This window comes from Streptomyces sp. NPDC043685 (assembly GCF_056436585.1).
In genome coordinates this window covers 50638-66668 of sequence record NZ_JBWKCH010000002.1, presented here as the reverse complement: position 1 = coordinate 66668, position 16031 = coordinate 50638, and the positions used below count along the sequence as shown (strand labels likewise).

The 16031-nt window shown below is 73.8% G+C and carries 9 protein-coding genes; 5 read left to right on the top strand and 4 right to left on the bottom strand.

Going from position 1 to position 16031, the window contains the following annotated elements; translation table 11 throughout:
* Window positions 1-30 precede the first annotated feature (30 nt).
* The 4 genes from AC0665_RS05000 to AC0665_RS04985 form a co-directional block, all read right to left on the bottom strand.
* A complete protein-coding gene (locus AC0665_RS05000; protein WP_478601856.1) occupies window positions 31-675 on the bottom strand; it encodes an LPXTG cell wall anchor domain-containing protein in 645 nt (214 codons plus the stop codon).
* A gap of 290 nt (window positions 676-965) precedes the next feature.
* On the bottom strand, window positions 966-2069 hold the full coding sequence (gene prfB, locus AC0665_RS04995; protein WP_363122204.1) for a peptide chain release factor 2: 1104 nt from the start codon (window positions 2067-2069) through the stop codon (window positions 966-968).
* Window positions 2070-2127: 58 nt separating this feature from the next.
* The gene (locus AC0665_RS04990; RefSeq protein ID WP_468409697.1) at window positions 2128-3375 is read right to left on the bottom strand and encodes a serine/threonine-protein kinase; all 1248 of its coding nucleotides are present in this window, start codon (window positions 3373-3375) and stop codon (window positions 2128-2130) included.
* Between the two features lie 122 nt (window positions 3376-3497).
* Complete coding sequence (locus AC0665_RS04985; protein WP_468633233.1) at window positions 3498-5210, bottom strand: serine/threonine-protein kinase; 1713 nt, start codon at window positions 5208-5210, stop codon at window positions 3498-3500.
* 362 nt (window positions 5211-5572) lie between these two features.
* Between AC0665_RS04985 and AC0665_RS04980 the strand changes: the two genes are divergently transcribed.
* The 5 genes from AC0665_RS04980 to AC0665_RS04960 all read left to right on the top strand — a co-directional run bounded on the left by AC0665_RS04980 (window position 5573) and on the right by AC0665_RS04960 (window position 15876).
* Window positions 5573-9676 (top strand): FHA domain-containing protein, encoded by a 4104-nt coding sequence (locus AC0665_RS04980; protein ID WP_478704707.1) that lies wholly within the window; start codon window positions 5573-5575, stop codon window positions 9674-9676.
* Window positions 9677-9851: 175 nt separating this feature from the next.
* Window positions 9852-11264, top strand: coding sequence for an ABC transporter substrate-binding protein (locus AC0665_RS04975; RefSeq protein ID WP_468409701.1), 1413 nt, complete (start codon window positions 9852-9854; stop codon window positions 11262-11264).
* Window positions 11265-11268: 4 nt separating this feature from the next.
* Window positions 11269-12615 carry a carbohydrate ABC transporter permease gene (locus AC0665_RS04970; protein ID WP_468633230.1) on the top strand — a complete coding sequence of 449 codons (1347 nt, stop codon included), beginning with the start codon at window positions 11269-11271 and terminating at the stop codon, window positions 12613-12615.
* The gene (locus AC0665_RS04965) at window positions 12612-13472 is read left to right on the top strand and encodes a carbohydrate ABC transporter permease (protein WP_468409705.1); all 861 of its coding nucleotides are present in this window, start codon (window positions 12612-12614) and stop codon (window positions 13470-13472) included. Before AC0665_RS04970 ends, AC0665_RS04965 begins: the two co-directional genes overlap by 4 nt.
* A gap of 142 nt (window positions 13473-13614) precedes the next feature.
* Window positions 13615-15876 (top strand): bifunctional glycosyltransferase/CDP-glycerol:glycerophosphate glycerophosphotransferase, encoded by a 2262-nt coding sequence (locus AC0665_RS04960; RefSeq protein ID WP_478704443.1) that lies wholly within the window; start codon window positions 13615-13617, stop codon window positions 15874-15876.
* Window positions 15877-16031: the final 155 nt, after the last annotated feature.

Here is a 16031-nt window from a genome sequence, read left to right as displayed (position 1 = left end):
TGTGCACGGTCCGTACGGACGCGGCCACCGTCAGACGGCAGCCCCGCCGCGGCCGCCCACGAGACGCGGCAGCAGACGGAAGCCGACACCGCCGGCGATCATCGTGGCGGCGCCGACCACCAGGAAGGTGGTCTGGGCGGCACCCGTCTCGGCGAGCTCCTCACCCTTGCCCTGCGCCTGCGCCTGCGGGGCCGGGGTGGAGTCCGAGCCGATCTCGGTGAGGGCCGAGGAGCCCTCCTCCTGCGGCGAGGTGCCGCCGTCGGGGTCGGTGTTGTTGCCCCCGCCGTTGTTGCCACCGCCGTTGTTGCCGCCGTTGGCGTCGCCGCCACCGTTGCCGCCGCCGTTGCCGCCGCCGGTGCCGTTGCCCGGGTCGCTCGGGGCGACGGTCGGGTCCTCGGTCGGCTCGGTGGGCTCCTCCGTGGGCTCGGTCGGCTCCTCGGTGGGCACGTCGGTGGACGGCGGATCCGTCGGGACCTCGGTCGGCGGGTCGGTCGGGACCTCGGTCGGCGGGTCCGTCGGCGTCGGGGCCGGGGACTCGTCGGCGCACAGGATGCCGAGCAGGCAGTCCTCGGTCTCCGCGGCGGATGCGGCACCGGCGGCGGTCAGCGAGGCACCGGCGGCGATCACGGCACCGGCCGCTATCCGCGCGACACGGATCCGCGTCTTCTTCGTCATGTGGTTGCTACCCCCAGTAGCTCATCGTCATTAGGCAGCGCTCGGGGCTGTGCTCGACGGGAAAAGCCACGGTGAAGGGCCCCCCGGTTCACATGCGCCCCAGAGACACGCATGCCGCGCTTCACCCTTCCCACTTTTCAAGTGCACGTCAAGGCCGTTTGCAGCCGCCATGTCCAACTACGGGGGCTATGCCGGGAGTCTGAGTCTGTGAGTGTGACGTAAAACCCAGACATGTGGGCACAGAAAAGGCAACTACCGCCCCGCGGGCGGCAGTTGCCTTGTCGACAAACTTACTTCTCCTGCTGCTTGCGCCAGCGAATTCCGGCCTCGATGAAGCCGTCGATCTCGCCGTTGAACACGGCCTCGGGGTTGCCGACCTCGAACTCGGTGCGCAGGTCCTTGACCATCTGGTACGGGTGCAGGACGTAGGAACGCATCTGGTTGCCCCAGGAGCTGCCGCCGTCCTTGAGGGCGTCCATCTTGGCCCGCTCCTCCTGGCGCTGCCGCTCCAGCAGCTTCGCCTGGAGAACGTTCATGGCGGTCGCCTTGTTCTGGATCTGCGAGCGCTCGTTCTGGCAGGAGACGACGATGCCGGTGGGAAGGTGGGTCAACCGCACCGCGGAGTCGGTGGTGTTGACGCCCTGGCCGCCGGGGCCGGACGAGCGGTACACGTCCACGCGCAGTTCGGACTCGTCGATCTCGATGTGGTCGGTCTGCTCGACCACCGGCAGGATCTCGACGCCCGCGAAGGAGGTCTGGCGCCGGCCCTGGTTGTCGAAGGGCGAGATGCGCACCAGCCGGTGCGTGCCCTGCTCGACGGAGAGCGTGCCGTAGGCGTAGGGCGCCTGGACGGCGAAGGTGGTCGACTTGATGCCGGCCTCCTCCGCGTACGAGGTCTCGTAGATCTCGGTCTTGTAGCCGCGCTGCTCGGCCCAGCGCAGGTACATGCGCTGGAGCTTCTCGGCGAAGTCGGCGGCGTCGACGCCACCGGCCTCGGCGCGGATGTTCACCAGGGCCTCACGGGAGTCGTACTCGCCGGACAGGAGGGTGCGGACCTCCATCTCGTCCAGCGCCTTCTTGACGGCGGTGAGCTCGGACTCGGCCTCGGCGCGGGTGTCCGGGTCGTCCTCCTCCTCGGCCATCTCGAAGAGAACCGCCAGGTCGTCGATGCGACCGCGCAGGGCCTCGGCCTTGCGCACCTCGGCCTGGAGGTGGGACAGCTTGCTGGTGATCTTCTGCGCCTCATCGGGGTTGTCCCAGAGGGACGGCGCGGCCGCCTGCTCCTCGAGCACGGCGATGTCTGCCCTCAGCTTCTCGAGGTCCAGAACGGCCTCGATCGACTCCATGGTCGAGGAGAGGGACTTGAGCTCTTCGGATACGTCGACGACTGCCACGCCCTCCAGCGTAACGGCTCCGCCCGGCGGCCATCGCCGGGCGGCCGGAGACGGCGGCTCAGGGGGCCTGGGGCGCCGAGTTCCTGGTGTCCTGGGGAGGGGCGCTGTCGTCGTCGCCCGAGGTGGTGAGCCAGGCGCCGACCCCGATCGCCGCCGCCAGGGCGACCGCGCCCGCCCCGAGCGCCATCCGGCGGCGCCGGGTCGCCGCGCGGTTGCGGGCCGAGCCAGGACGGGGGGCGCCCGGGGCACGGGGGGCCCGGGCGGTGCCGTGGGCGCCGCCGGCCAGCTCGTCGGGCGCGGGGACGCGCATCGAGGTGTGGGTGTCCCGGTTGGAGTCGGCCGGCTTCGCGCCCGGCACCAGCGGCACCGCGCCCCGCCGCCGGACCCGCTCCCGGGCCGGTGCCGGCCCGGCGGGCTGCTCCTCGCGGTCGGCCTCCTCGGCGGACTCGGTGTCGGGCTCGTCCACCTCCAGCGGGGGCATGCCCGCCAGCATCGGCAGCAGCTCCCGCAGCCGGGCCCCGAGCTCCGAGGCCCGCAGCCGCGAGGCCGGGGCCTTGGCCAGGCACTGCACCAGCAGCTGCCACAGCTCGTCCGGGATGCCGGGCAGCGGGACGACCGTCTCCGTGACGTGCCGGCGCAGGACCGCGCCGGGGTGGCCGCCGCCGAACGGGGTGAAGCCCGCGAGCAGCTCGTAGAGGACCGTGGCGAGCGCGTAGATGTCGACGGAGGCGCGCGGGGGCAGGCCCTCGACGATCTCCGGGGCGAGGTAGTCCGGAGTGCCGATGATCTTCGTGGCCTTGGTCCGGCGCGGGGTGTCGATGAGCTTGGCCACGCCGAAGTCGGTCAGCAGCGCGCGGTGGGAGCCGCCGGGGCCGAGCGGGCCCTGCATGTCCAGCAGGACGTTCTCCGGCTTGACGTCCCGGTGCACGACACCCGCGGCGTGGGCGGCCGCCAGTCCGTCGGCGATGTCGGCGGCGATGGCGACGGCCGCCTCGGGGGCCAGCCGCCGGTCCCGGTCCAGGCGGGTGCGCAGGTCCGTGCCGCGGACGAGGTCCATGACCAGGGCCAGGTCGTTGCCGTCGACGACCAGGTCGCGCACCGACACCACGTGCGGGTGCTCCAGGCCGAGCAGCGCCGTGCGCTCCTGCACGAAGCGCCCGACGAGCTCCTGGTCCGACGCGAGGTCCTCGCGCAGCAGCTTGATGGCGACGGGGCCCTCGGGGCCCTCGCCCAGCCACACCGTGCCGGCGCTGCCCCGCCCCAGGATCTGGTGGGCGGTGTACCGGCTGCCGATCTTCCGTGCCAAGGCTGCTCCTACCGACGCGTGTTGTCGCTAAAACTACGCGTCCGAAGAGCCAACCTTCACCTGGGAGGTGGAAATCACCCGCCAGGTGTCGACAAATCACCAACCCCGCGGGGCGGTTCCGGTCAGTTCGTGCCGGAACCGCTTCCGCCGAGCTTCTCGAGCCAGCCGGTCACGGTGCCGAACCAGTCGGTGAGCTGGTCCCAGTAGCCCTGGGTGGTGCCGATCCACTCCTGGAGGGGGCTCAGCTCCCAGATCAGCCAGCCCGCGACGAACAGGATGACGATCGTGAACAGACAGCCCTTCAGGCAGCCGAGCCCGGGGATCCGCATCGGGTTGGCGCTGCGCTGCCGGGGCTGCCGGGGCTCGCGCTGGGGCCGCTGCGGCTGCTGGGGCTGGGCCGGCGGCGCGGGCGGGGTGTAGCGCTGCGGCGGCTGGGGCCGCTGCGGCTGAGGCGGCTGGGGGGCGTACTGCTGCGGCTGGGGCTGCTGCTGGTTCGGGTAGCCGTAGCCGGGGCCGGGCGGGGGCGCCTGGCGGCGCGGGGGCTGCTGCTGCGGCCGGGCCACCTGGCGCTGGGGGCGGCGGCGCAGCGGGTCCTGGTCCGGGTCGAGGTACTGGACCTGCGTCTGCTCGTTGCGGTCGCGGGCCGCCCGCAGCTGGTTCTGCCAGGGGTGCGGGTCCTCGGGGCCGCCCTGCTGCCCCTGCTGTCCGGGGTGGCCGGGCGAGCCCGGCGGGACCGGCGGCATCACGGCGGTCGGGTCGGCCGCGCCCCGGTGCGGCAGGACGGCGGTGGGATCGGCGGCGCCGGCCGGGCCGCCGGTGTGCGGCAGCACGCTGGTCGCGGCGTTCGGGTCGTACGCGCCGGCCCCCTGCGGGAGGACCTGGGTGGGATCGGCGGCGCCGGGCGTGTCCGGCACCGGCGCGGGCGCCGGGTCGGGCACCAGGAGCGCGCCGACGCCCTCGGCCGCGGCGATCTGCGCGGAGTTCGCGTGCACGCCGATGCCCTCGGCGACGACGCGCAGACCGCGGGCGAGGTTCTCGGCGCTGGGGCGCTCGTCGGGGTTCTTGCGCAGGCAGCGCTCGATGACCGTCCACAGCGGCTCGGGGACGGTGGAGGGGCGGCGCGGCTCGGCGCTCAGGTGCTGGTGCAGCACCTCCAGGGCGGAGCTTCCGGAGAACGGCGGCCGACCGGTGACCAGCTCGTAGAGCAGGATGCCGGCGCCGTAGATGTCGACGGCGGAGGTCTGCGGGCGGCCCTCGGCGGACTCGGGCGCGACATAGGCGGGCGTGCCGACGAACTCCTGGGTGCGGGTCAGCCCCGGCGAGTCGGCCAGGCGGGCGATGCCGAAGTCGGTCAGCAGCGGGTGCATCCGCCCGTCGTACTGCTGGAGCAGGACGTTGGCCGGCTTGAGGTCGCGGTGGACGACGCCGTCGGCGTGGCTGGCGGCGAGCGCGTCGGCGATCTGGGCGGTGAGCAGGGCGGCGGCGACCGGGGTGAACGGCCCGTTCTCGCGCAGGTAGCGGTGCAGGTCCGGGCCCTCGACGAGGTCCATGACCAAGGCCAGCAGCTCGCCCTCGACGACCAGGTCGCGGACCCGGACGATGTTGGGGTGGGTGAGCCGGAGCAGGACGGACCGCTCGCGCAGGAACCGCATGACGATGTCGGGGTCGCCGGCCAGCTCCTCCTTGAGGACCTTGATGGCGACGGTCTCGCCGGGCTGTCCGGGCACGGCCGCCTCGGCGCCCGCCGTCTCGCGCTGGCGGGCTCGCCAGACGGTGCCCGTGGCGCCGCGTCCGAGCGGCTCCTCGAGCAGGTACTTGCTGCCTACCGGCCGCACGTCATGCGCTCCCTGGTGCTTGCCTTGCCTGCTGGCCTGTCCGAACCACTGTAGTGCCGGGCGGCCGAGGACCGGAGTGTCGTCTTTCTGTGGGCCCTACGTATCCGCTCTCACAGTCGTTCGAAGGAAAGACGCTGACCTCGGTCTTGTGGTTGCCGGGAACGAACGTGACCGATCCCAAGCGGTCACCCGTGGGTCTTCTCTCAGGCACTTTTGCGGGCAGAGCCGACCAATCAAGATCACTCTTTCCTGAGAGAGGGGCGCGGTGTCAGTGGCAGGTGCGAGGATGCGTGCAGTACTGGCCGACGTGCCGGGGCGGGGCGGGGGACTCCGCGCCCGGGCAGAAGGGACCGCTGACGGCGATGCAGATCCGGCTGACCGTCGTAGATCCGCTGGGCCCGTCGGCGCCGGCGCGGGACCGCGCCCCGCGCAGCGACGTGCTGGTCACCGCACCCGCCGGTACGGCACTGGCGGCGGTGGCGTCCGCGCTCGCCCAGGTGGTCCACGGCGGTGACGGCTCGGGCACGCCGGTGCTGTACGCCGGGGAGCAGCGGCTGGACGTCCAGCGCTGCACGCTCGGCGAGCCCCCGCTGACCGACGGTGCCGTGCTGGCCGTGGGCGCCCCCGGGGAGCCCGAGCCGCACCCCGAGCTGGAGGACGCCCCGGCCCAGCTCCAGGTCGTCGCCGGTCCCGACGCCGGTGGCGTCCACCTGCTGCACGGCGGTGAGATCCGCATCGGCCGCTCCGCCGACGCGGACGTGCCGCTGGACGACCCGGACGTCTCCCGGCTGCACTGCGCGGTGACGGTGAGCGCGGACGGGCGTGTCGCGGTCGCCGACCTGGACTCCACGAACGGCACGACGGTGAACGGCGCCCGGGTGGGCGGCCGGGCGGTCCCCCTCGCGCCGGGCGCGCTGCTGCGGATCGGCGAGTCGGCCCTGCGGCTGGCTCCCGCCGGGGGACCCGGGGGCGGCCGGGTGGAGACGACCCCGGACGGGGAGGGGCACGTGCGCGTGCCCGGGCCCGCCGCGGACGAGGCGGAACGCCCCGCGCGCGGGACGGAGCCGGGCCCGGCCCGGCCCTCGGGCCCCACGCATCATTCCCCCGGCTCGGCGCCCTGGGGCGCGCCGGGCCCTTCGGGGAGTGGTTCCGCCGACCCGGCCGTGGTGCCGGGGCAGGGTGGGGCACCGCGCATCGAGACGAAAGACGCGGGCGCCGACCGGACCCACGCGGGCGCCGACCGGACCCCTGCGGGCGGCAGCCGGAACCAGGTGCCGCCCGGGGCCGCGACCTACGCCAAGGAGACCCGGGGCGGGGCGCCCTCCCCGGGCACCGGGGGCGGCTGGAGCCGTGTGCCGACCCGGGGGGACGAGGACGCGGCCCGCGCGGGAGACGGCCGGGGCGATGCGCCTTCGCCGGGCGCCGGTGAGGCCCGGTCCGGCAGCAGCCGGGGGCCGGCCCGGGGCGCCGGAGACGCGGCCTACGCGGGAGACGGCCGGGGCGAGAGCCACTCCCGGGGCACCGGTGCCGAGGCCCGGCCGGGCGGCACCCGGAGCCAGGTCCCACCCCGAGACCCGGGTGGCACGGCACCCGGAGGAGACCACCGGGGCGAGGCGACCACCCGGGGGGCCCACCCGGCGGACAACCGGAGCGGGGGGCCGTCGGCGGGGAGCGGTGGATCGTGGTCCGGCACCCCCGGCACCCCCCGCGCCCCCGGCGACACGCGGGCCGCCTCCGAAACACATGGAACGCAGGGAGCGCAGGGAGCACAGGGAGCACAGGGCACACGCGGAACACACCCCCGCGCGCACGAGGGTGCCCAGGCGCACGCCGCCCGGCCGGGCGGCGGCGCCGGGGACACGCATGCCGGACGGTTCGGGGCCGGGGCGTTCGCCGGGTCCGGCCCGGTCGGCGCCGGGACGGCGTACGACGCCGGGGCCGCTGGCGGCGGGTCCCGCCCCGGAGGCCGGGACGGTGCCGGTGACCCGGCCCTCGCGGACGAACAGGCCGGACAGGTAGGACAGGGACGCAAAGGCACCCCCCTGCGCGGCACCGACGTGCCCCCCGGCACCCGCAAGCGCGGCGGTATCGGAGCGTGGGCCCGACGGCTGGCCGGAGGAGGACGCGGCGAGCAGGCGGCCGACCCCCATGGCGTGTACGAGGAGGAGCCGGTCGTCGCCGAGGTCGCGGCGGAGCGGCCCCCGGTCGTCGTGCCGGCCGCGCCGGAGACCTGGCCCGACCCGGCCACCCTGTTGCTGACCGCGCTGGGGCCCGGTCCCCGGCTGTGGGAGCGCGGCCCCGGGCACCCGGAGGCACTCGCCGTGCGGCTCGGTACGGCCGACCGGGCGGCGCCGGACGGCTCGGGCCTGCTGCCCGCCGTCCCCGTGACCGCCGGGCTGCGCGAGGTCGGCGCCCTGGGCCTGGCCGGGCCGCGGGCGCGGCTGTCCGGGCTGGCCCGTGCCGTGCTGGCCCAGCTCACCGCGCTGCACTCCCCCGACTCGCTGGAGATCGTCCTGATCGCCGCGGACCGCTCCCGCTCCCTGGAGGAGCGCACGGCCGAGTGGTCCTGGCTGGGCTGGCTGCCGCACGTCCGCCCGGGGCACGGGCAGGACTGCCGGCTGCTCCTGGCCTACGACCGCGAACAGGCCGCGGCCCGCACCGACGAGCTCACACGCCGCCTGGAGGACCACCTCGCGGAGGCGGTTCCGGGCGGCGCCGCGGCGACCGCCCCGAAGCCGGCGGATGTCCCGGCACTCGGTGGCGCCACGCCCACGGGTACCGGCTCGTCCCCGAGCGCCTCCGTCCCGGCGCCCCGCCGTCCCTCCTGGGCCCGCGAGGACGCCCCCGCCGCCGGCCAGGCCGGTCCCTTCGGCGGTCCGTACACGGTGCTCGTCGTGGACGGCGATCCCGGCGGTGCCGACCTGCGGGGCGCCGTGGCGCGACTGGCCCTGGAGGGCCCCCGGGCCGGGATCCACGTGGTCTGCCTGGCCGAGACGGCCGCCGCCTCCCCGGCCTCGCCGGTGACGGAGACGTACGAGGCGGCCTGCTCGGTGACGCCGACCTTCCGGCAGTGCGGCGCGGTCGCGCTGCTCAGCGGGGACGTGGCGACGGCCCTGCGGCTGATGCGCGTGGCCCGGGTCGGGGGCGACGGCGCTCCGGCCGCGCCCGTCGGGCACGGCACCGTCGCCACCGTCGACGCCGTCTCCGCGGCCTGGGCCGAGCGGTTCGCGCGGGCGCTGGCGCCGCTGCGGACGGACGGCCCGGCGAGCGACCGCCCGCCGCGTGTCTCCGCACCCCTGCCGCAGGCGGCCCGGCTGCTGGACGAGCTGGGCCTGGCCCGGGCCACCCCTGCGTCGCTGATGGCCCGCTGGGCGGACGCGGCCGACGACGCCGACGCGCTGGGCGGGCGGGTGCGCGCGGTGCTGGGCGCCGGACCGCGCGGCCCGGTCTGCGCCGACCTCGCCGCCCAGGGGCCGCATCTGCTGATCGAGGGCCCGCCGGGCAGCGGCCGTACGGAGCTGCTGCGGTCGATCGTCGCGTCCCTGGCCGCCGCCGAGCGGCCGGACCGCCTCGGCATCGTGCTGGTCGACGGCCGGGGCGGCCCGGGCGCGGGCGGCGGGCACGGCGAGGGTCTGCGGGTGTGTACGGACGTACCGCATGTCACCACCCTGCTGATGGCCCACGATCCGGTGCGGATGCGGGAGTTCGCGCAGTCGCTGAGCGCCGAGCTGAAGCGGCGTGCCGAGCTGCTCGGGCGGTCCGACTTCGCCGAGTGGCACACCGGGCGCGAGCTGTCGGGCCGCATGGTCGCCCAGCGCACGGCGAAGGGGCGGGGCGGTGCCCCGGCCGAGGCGGCAGCGTCGCAAGGCTCCGGCGACCTCGACTCCCCGTCCAGTGCCACCGTTCGGCTGCGGCCCGGCGCTGCCCGGCGGCAGACGGAGGCGGCCGCGCCCCCGCTCCCCCGGCTCGTGGTGGTCGTCGACGATCTGGACGCGCTGGTCTCCCCGGCGCTCGGTTCGACCGGGCGGCCGGCGGCCGGTTCGGTGATGCGGGCGCTGGAGGCCGTCGCCCGGGAGGGCGAGCGGCTCGGCGTCCATCTGGTGGCGGCCACGGGCCCGTGCGCCCGTACGGCGGAGACGGAACCGGTGCGCCGGGCCACCCTCCGGGTCGCGCTGGACACGCCGGTCGAGGGCCCGGAGGAACCGGCCCCGGGGCGGGGCAGGCTGACCGGTGCGGACGGGCGGGTCACCCCGTTCCAGGGCGGCCGGGTCACCGGCCGGATTCCCCGGACGGCGACGCTGCGCCCCACGGTCGTGCCCCTGGAATGGCACCGCATGGGTGACCCTCCGGCCCGCCGTCCGGTGCGGGAGCTCGGAAACGGGCCCACCGACCTGGCACTGTTGGCCAGCGCGCTGGAAAGGGCGGCACGGGAGGTCGCGGCGGCGAAGGTGCCGTCGCTCCTGTAACCAGGGACGGCCGCCGGCCCCACCGGCGTCCTGAAGCCGCGTCCCTGGTCACGAGGGAGTCACGATCCCCCGCTTGACAGCCGATGCCATCTTGCCGCCCCCGCACACCCGGGCGTAGACCAGATCGCACGGGAGCGCGCTCGACGTTCGACGAGGAACGAAGAACGGGGCAGTCATGCGCATGACGAGCAGCACCATCCGGACACGCTGGTCGCCCGAGCGGGACAAGGCGACCCCCCAGCACCGCAGAGCCGCCAGGGCCGCGGCCGCCGTCGCCGCGGGAGCGCTCGCGCTCTCGCTCTCCGCCTGCGGAGGCAGCGACAAGGACACCAGTGGAAGCACGGGCGACAGCGAGGAGACCGCCAGCAGCGTCAACCTTCCCAAGCTGGACGGGACGAGCCTGGAGATCGCCGCCGTGTGGAGCGGTACGGAACAGGCCAACTTCAAGAAGGTCCTGGCGGAGTTCGAGAAGCGCACGGGCGCCAAGGTGACGTTCGTGCCCGCCCAGGACCCGATCATCAACTTCATCGGCTCGAAGGTGGCCGGTGGGCAGCCGCCGGACATCGCGATGCTGCCCCAGCCGGGCGCCATCAAGCAGGCCGTCGACAGGGGCTGGGCGAAGCCGCTGGGCTCCGACGCGGCCAAGGAGCTCGGCGAGAACTACTCGCAGGGCTGGCAGAACATCGGCAAGGTGGGCGGCAAGCAGTACGGCGTCTACTACAAGGCCGCCAACAAGTCCCTGATCTGGTACAACAACCAGGTCTTCGAGAACGCCGGGGCGAGTGAGCCCGAGACCTGGCCGGATCTGCTCAACACCGCGCAGACGGTCTCCGACTCCGGTGTCACCCCGTTCTCCGTCGGCGGCGCCGAGGGCTGGACGCTGACCGACTGGTTCGAGAACGTGTACCTCTCGCAGGCCGGGCCGGAGAAGTACGACCAGCTGGCCAAGCACGAGATCAAGTGGACCGACCCGTCCGTGAAGGACGCGCTGACCACGCTGGCGCAGGTCTGGGGCAAGCCGGACTGGATCGCGGGCGGGGCGAACGGGGCGTTGCAGACCGACTTCCCGGCGTCCGTCACACAGGTCTTCACCGGTGGGGACCAGCCCAAGGCCGCCATGGTGGCCGCGGGTGACTTCGCGCAGGTCAACATCCCCTCCAGCATGAAGATCGGCACGGACGCGAAGGTGTTCCCGTTCCCGGCGGTCGGTGACAACGGACCGGTGGTCTCGGGCGGCGACGCGGCCGTGATCCTCCAGGACTCCAAGGGGTCGCAGGCCCTGGCCACCTGGCTCGCCTCGCCCGACGCGGCGCAGATCCAGGCCAAGCTGGGCGGTTACCTCTCGCCGAACAAGAACGTGCCGAACTCCGCGTACCCGAACGCGGTGCAGCAGAAGATCGCCAAGGCGCTGATCGACGCCGGTGACGACTTCCGCTTCGACATGTCCGACCAGGCCCCGCAGGCCTTCGGCGGCACGCCCGGCAAGGGCGAGTGGAAGATCCTCCAGGACTTCCTGAAGAACCCGAAGGACATCGCGGGGACGCAGGCGAAGCTGGAGGCCGAAGCGGCAGCGGCCTACGGGAACTGACGTCATGACGCCGGTTCCGGCGGCAGGGGGCACCGCGCCCCCTGCCGCTCCCAAGTCGCGCAAGAGTGTGACCGGCACCCGCAGGATCGTCGCGGCGCTGTTCCTGCTGCCCGCGCTCGTCCTGCTCGGCGCGCTCGTGGTGTACCCGATCGGGTACTCGGTCGTACGCAGTTTCTACGACCAGTCCGGTGACGGCTTTGCCGGAATAGACAACTACAAGGCCCTCTTCACCGACGAGGGCATCCGCACCGCGCTGAAGAACAACATCATCTGGGTGGTGTTCGCGCCGACCGTCGCGACGGTGCTCGGCCTGATCTTCGCGGTGCTGACCGAACGGGTGCGCTGGGGCACGGCGTTCAAGCTGGTCGTCTTCATGCCGATGGCGATCTCGATGCTGGCGGCGGGCATCATCTTCCGCCTGGTGTACGACCAGGACCCGGACAAGGGTTTTGCGAACGCGGTGTGGGTGGGCGTGCACGACACGTTCGCCCAGGCGTCGGCGTTCCCGAAGGCCCACCCGGGCCGGGACTCGCCGCTGAAGCCGGCCGGCGGGGGCGCGTTCATCACCACCTCGCCCGTCCGCACGGGCGAGGCCGTCTCGCTGCCCCTGGTGGGTGTGGCGCCCGATCTGATGCCCGACGGCGCGAAGGCCGCGGCGGCACCGAAGCCCGAACCGGGCAAGGTCACGGGCACGACCTGGCAGGACTTCACCCGCGGCAAGGGCGTCGGCAGGCTCAACAGCGTCGACGCCTCCGAACTGGGCTACGCCGGCATGAGGGTCGAGGCCGTGAAGGACGGCAGGGTGGTGGCGTCGGCGACGGCCGCAGGCGACGGCACCTTCACCCTGCCCGCCTCGGCCGACGGCGCACAACTCCGGCTCCCGGCGAGCAACTTCAAGGAGCCCTACGCCGGCCTGGACTGGCTCGGCCCGTCCCTGGTCACCCCGGCCATCATCGGCTCGTACATCTGGATGTGGGCGGGTTTCGCGATGGTGCTGATCGCGGCCGGGCTCGCGAGCGTGCCCCGGGAGCTGCTGGAGGCGGCCCGGGTCGACGGCGCGAGCGAGTGGCAGGTGTTCAGACGTGTCACGGTGCCGCTGCTGGCGCCGGTCCTCGCGGTCGTCGCCGTCACCCTGATGATCAACGTGCTGAAGATCTTCGACCTGGTCTTCATCATCGCTCCGGGATCCTCCCAGGACGACGCGAACGTCCTCGCCCTGGAGCTGTACCGCAAGGGGTTCTCCGAGGACCAGCCGGGCATCGCCAGCGCCATCTCGGTGTTCCTGCTGCTGCTCGTGATCCCGGTGATGTGGTTCAACGTACGCAGGCTGCGGCGGGAGGTGCGGCGATGAAGGCCGGACAGTCGCTGGGATCGCGACTCGCCGAGGCCGTCAGCGGCGGGGTGCTGCGGGTGTTCCTCATCGTCGTCGGGCTGTTCTGGCTGGTGCCGACGATCGGGCTGCTGCTGTCCAGCCTCCGCGCGCCGGAGGACATCTCGGCCAGCGGCTGGTGGAAGGTGTTCACCGAGCCCTCGCAGATCACCTTCGACAGCTACGCGAAGCTGCTGGAGAACGAGGACATCACCAGCTCCCTGCTGAACACGGTGTGGATCACCGTGCCGGCGACCCTGCTGGTGGTGATCATCGGCTCGCTCGCCGGTTACGCCTTCGCCTGGATGGAGTTCCCGGGCCGGGACTGGTGGTTCCTCGGTGTGGTCGGCCTGTTGGTCGTGCCCGTGCAGGTCGCGCTGATCCCGATCGCCGAACTCTTCGGCAAGATCGGCATCTTCGGCTCGGTGCTCGGCGTGGTGCTCTTCCACGTCGGTTTCGGTCTGCCGTTCGCGGTGTTCCTGCTGCGGAACTTCTTCGCGGAGATCCCCCGGGAGCTGCTGGAGGCCGCGCGGCTCGACGGGGCGGGTGAACTGCGCCTGTTCTTCCGTGTCGTGATGCCCCTCGGCGGTCCGGCGATCGCCGCGCTCGGCATCTTCCAGTTCCTGTGGGTGTGGAACGACATGCTGGTCGCGCTGATCTTCTCGGACTCCGGGAGCCAGCCGATCACGGTCGCACTGCAGACGCAGGTACGGCAGTTCGGCAACAACATCGACGTGCTGGCACCCGGCGCGTTCATCTCGATGGTGGTCCCGCTGGCCGTCTTCTTCGCGTTCCAGCGGCAGTTCGTGTCCGGCGTGATGGCGGGCGCGGTCAAGTAGGGGTCGGCGCAAGCAAGTTGAAGGGGCGGGCCGGGGGCGGGCCGCCCCTTCCGCGTTCCCCCGGATGCCGTAGTCGGCGTAACCAAGTCGGCCTACCGGCCGTTCCCGGGCCGAACGCCCGCGCCGACCGATGGATGGCCTCTTGCCCAGGTTCAGTGTCATTGTCCCCGCGTACCAGGTTCAGGCGTACCTGCACGAGTGCCTGGAGTCGGTGCTCTCCCAGTCCTGCCCCGATCTGGAACTGATCGTCGTCGACGACTGCTCCCCGGACGCGTGCGGCGCGATCATCGACGAGTTCGCCGCCCGTGACACGCGCGTACGCCCCGTCCATCTGCCGGAGAACGTCGGGCTGGGCCGCGCGAGAAACGCCGGGGCGGCGCACGCGAGCGGTGACTACCTGCTGTTCCTCGACGGCGACGACACGCTCACGCCCGACGCGCTGCGCTCGATCGCCGACCGGCTGAAGGAGACCGGCGAGCCGGACGTGCTGGTCTTCGACTACGCCCGCACCTACTGGACGGGGGAGGCGATCCGCAACCAGGCGGCCCGCCAGCTCACCGAGCGGGGCCCGGCGCCGTTCCGCCTGGAGGACCGGCCGGGGCTGCTGCGCCTGCTGATGGTCGCCTGGAACAAGGCCTACCGGCGGGAGTTCGTCGAGCGGGAGCAGTTCGCCTTCCCGCCCGGCGTCTACGAGGACACACCGTGGACGTACCCGGTGCTGATGACCGCCGAGTCGATCGCGACCCTCGACCGGGTCTGTGTGTACTACCGGCAACGGCGCCAGGGCAGCATCCTGCGCACCACCAGCGAGCGGCACTTCGACGTCTTCGAGCAGTACGACCGGGTCTTCGCCTACCTCGACGAGCGCCCCGCGCTGGCCCAGTGGCGGCCGGTGCTGTTCCGCCGCATGGTGCACCACCTGGCCATCGTGTACTCCCGGCGGGACCGGCTCCCCCGGGGCTCGCGCGCGGACTTCCTGCGCCGGGCCCGCGCCCACTACCGCCGCTACCGCACCCCCGGCGTCACCGTCCCCCTGCGCTGCCGGATCCACCACGTCCTGATCCGCTTCGGCCTGCACCGCACCTACCGCATCCTCCAGCTGGCGTCGGCCCTGCACCGCGCCGCCGCCAGGACCGCCGGGAAGCTGCTGCGAGGGCTCCGGTCGGCCGCCCTGAGGACCCACTACCGCCTCCAGCGGTGTCTGCCGCTGCGCGCCGACCGCGCTGTCTTCGCCGCCTACGACGGGCGCGGCCACGGCTGCAACCCGGGCGCGCTGGAGGCCGCGTTCCGCGATCTCGCGCCGCACATCCGCACCTCCTGGGTCGCCCGCCCCGAGCACCACCACACCATCCCGCCCGGCCCGCGCCGCCTCGTCCCCGGGTCGGCCGGCTACTGGACGGCGCTCGCCCGCTCCCGGTACCTGGTCAGCAACACCGGCTTCGACGACCGTCTGGCCAAGCGCCGGGGCCAGGTCCTGATCCAGACCGGGCACGGCACCCCGCTGGGCCACATCGGCCTCGACCTCCAGGAGCGCCCCGCGGCGGCCCGGGGGCGGGACTTCGCCCGGCTGCTGAAGGACGTCGACCGGTGGGACTACGTGCTGTCCGCCAACCGCCACACCACCCTGACCCACGAACGGGTCCACCCAGGCCGCTACACCATGCTGGAGTACGGCTACCCCCGCAACGACGTGTTCCGCACGGCGACCGAGGCGGACGTGGCCCGGCTGCGCGATTCGCTCGGCATCCCGCGGGGCGCCGTGGCGATCCTGTACGCGCCGACCCACCGCGACTACCGCCGCTCCCAGCGCCACGCCCTGGACCTCCAGCGGATCGTGCGGCGCCTCGGCCCGCGTTTCGTCGTCCTGGCCCGCGCCCACCACGCCTACGACGCCCCGCTGACCACCACCTGCGGCCGGGTCGTCGACGTCTCCGGCCACCCGAGCGTCCAGTCGCTCTGCCTGGCGTCGGACGCCCTGGTCACGGACTACTCGTCGCTGATGTTCGACTACGCCAACCTGGACCGGCCGATCGTGATCCACGCCGACGACTGGGAGGCGTACGACGCGGCCCGGGGCACCTATTTCGACCTGCGGGACTTCCCGCCGGGTGCGGTCGCTCGCGGGGAGGACGAGCTGATCGACATCTTCGCCACCGGCCACTGGCGCGGCTCCCGTTCGGCCCAGTTGCGCGCGGCGTTCCGCGAGCGGTTCTGCGCCTACGACGACGGCCGGGCCGCCGAGCGGGTGGTGCGCCGGGTCGTGCTCGGGGAGTCGGAGCTACCGCCGGTCGTGCCGCTCGGCGAGCGCCGGCCGGTGCCCTCGGCGGCGGCCTCGCTGACGCGTGAGCCGCTCACCACGGTGCCGTTGCCGGCCGGGCCGCACGCGGTCGCCGACAGCCTCTGACCACGTCTCACCCCGGGGAGTCCGCATGCCCTCCAGCCCGTCGCGGCCGAGACCCAGCAGGCCGCCCTCCTGCCGACCGCCCTCCTGCCGTCCGTCCGGGCGGCCCGGACGCCCGCGCTCCGCCTGAGGACTTCCGACTCCGGCAGATCCGCCTC

Excerpts from the sequence above, each read along its gene's own strand:
- AC0665_RS05000 (WP_478601856.1), bottom strand. The coding sequence starts at position 675 with ATGACGAAGAAGACGCGGATCCGTGTCGCGCGGATAGCGGCCGGTGCC.
- AC0665_RS04980 (WP_478704707.1), top strand. The coding sequence starts at position 5,573 with ATGCAGATCCGGCTGACCGTCGTAGATCCGCTGGGCCCGTCGGCGCCG.
- AC0665_RS04975 (WP_468409701.1), top strand. The coding sequence starts at position 9,852 with ATGCGCATGACGAGCAGCACCATCCGGACACGCTGGTCGCCCGAGCGG.
- AC0665_RS04970 (WP_468633230.1), top strand. The coding sequence starts at position 11,269 with ATGACGCCGGTTCCGGCGGCAGGGGGCACCGCGCCCCCTGCCGCTCCC.
- AC0665_RS04965 (WP_468409705.1), top strand. The coding sequence starts at position 12,612 with ATGAAGGCCGGACAGTCGCTGGGATCGCGACTCGCCGAGGCCGTCAGC.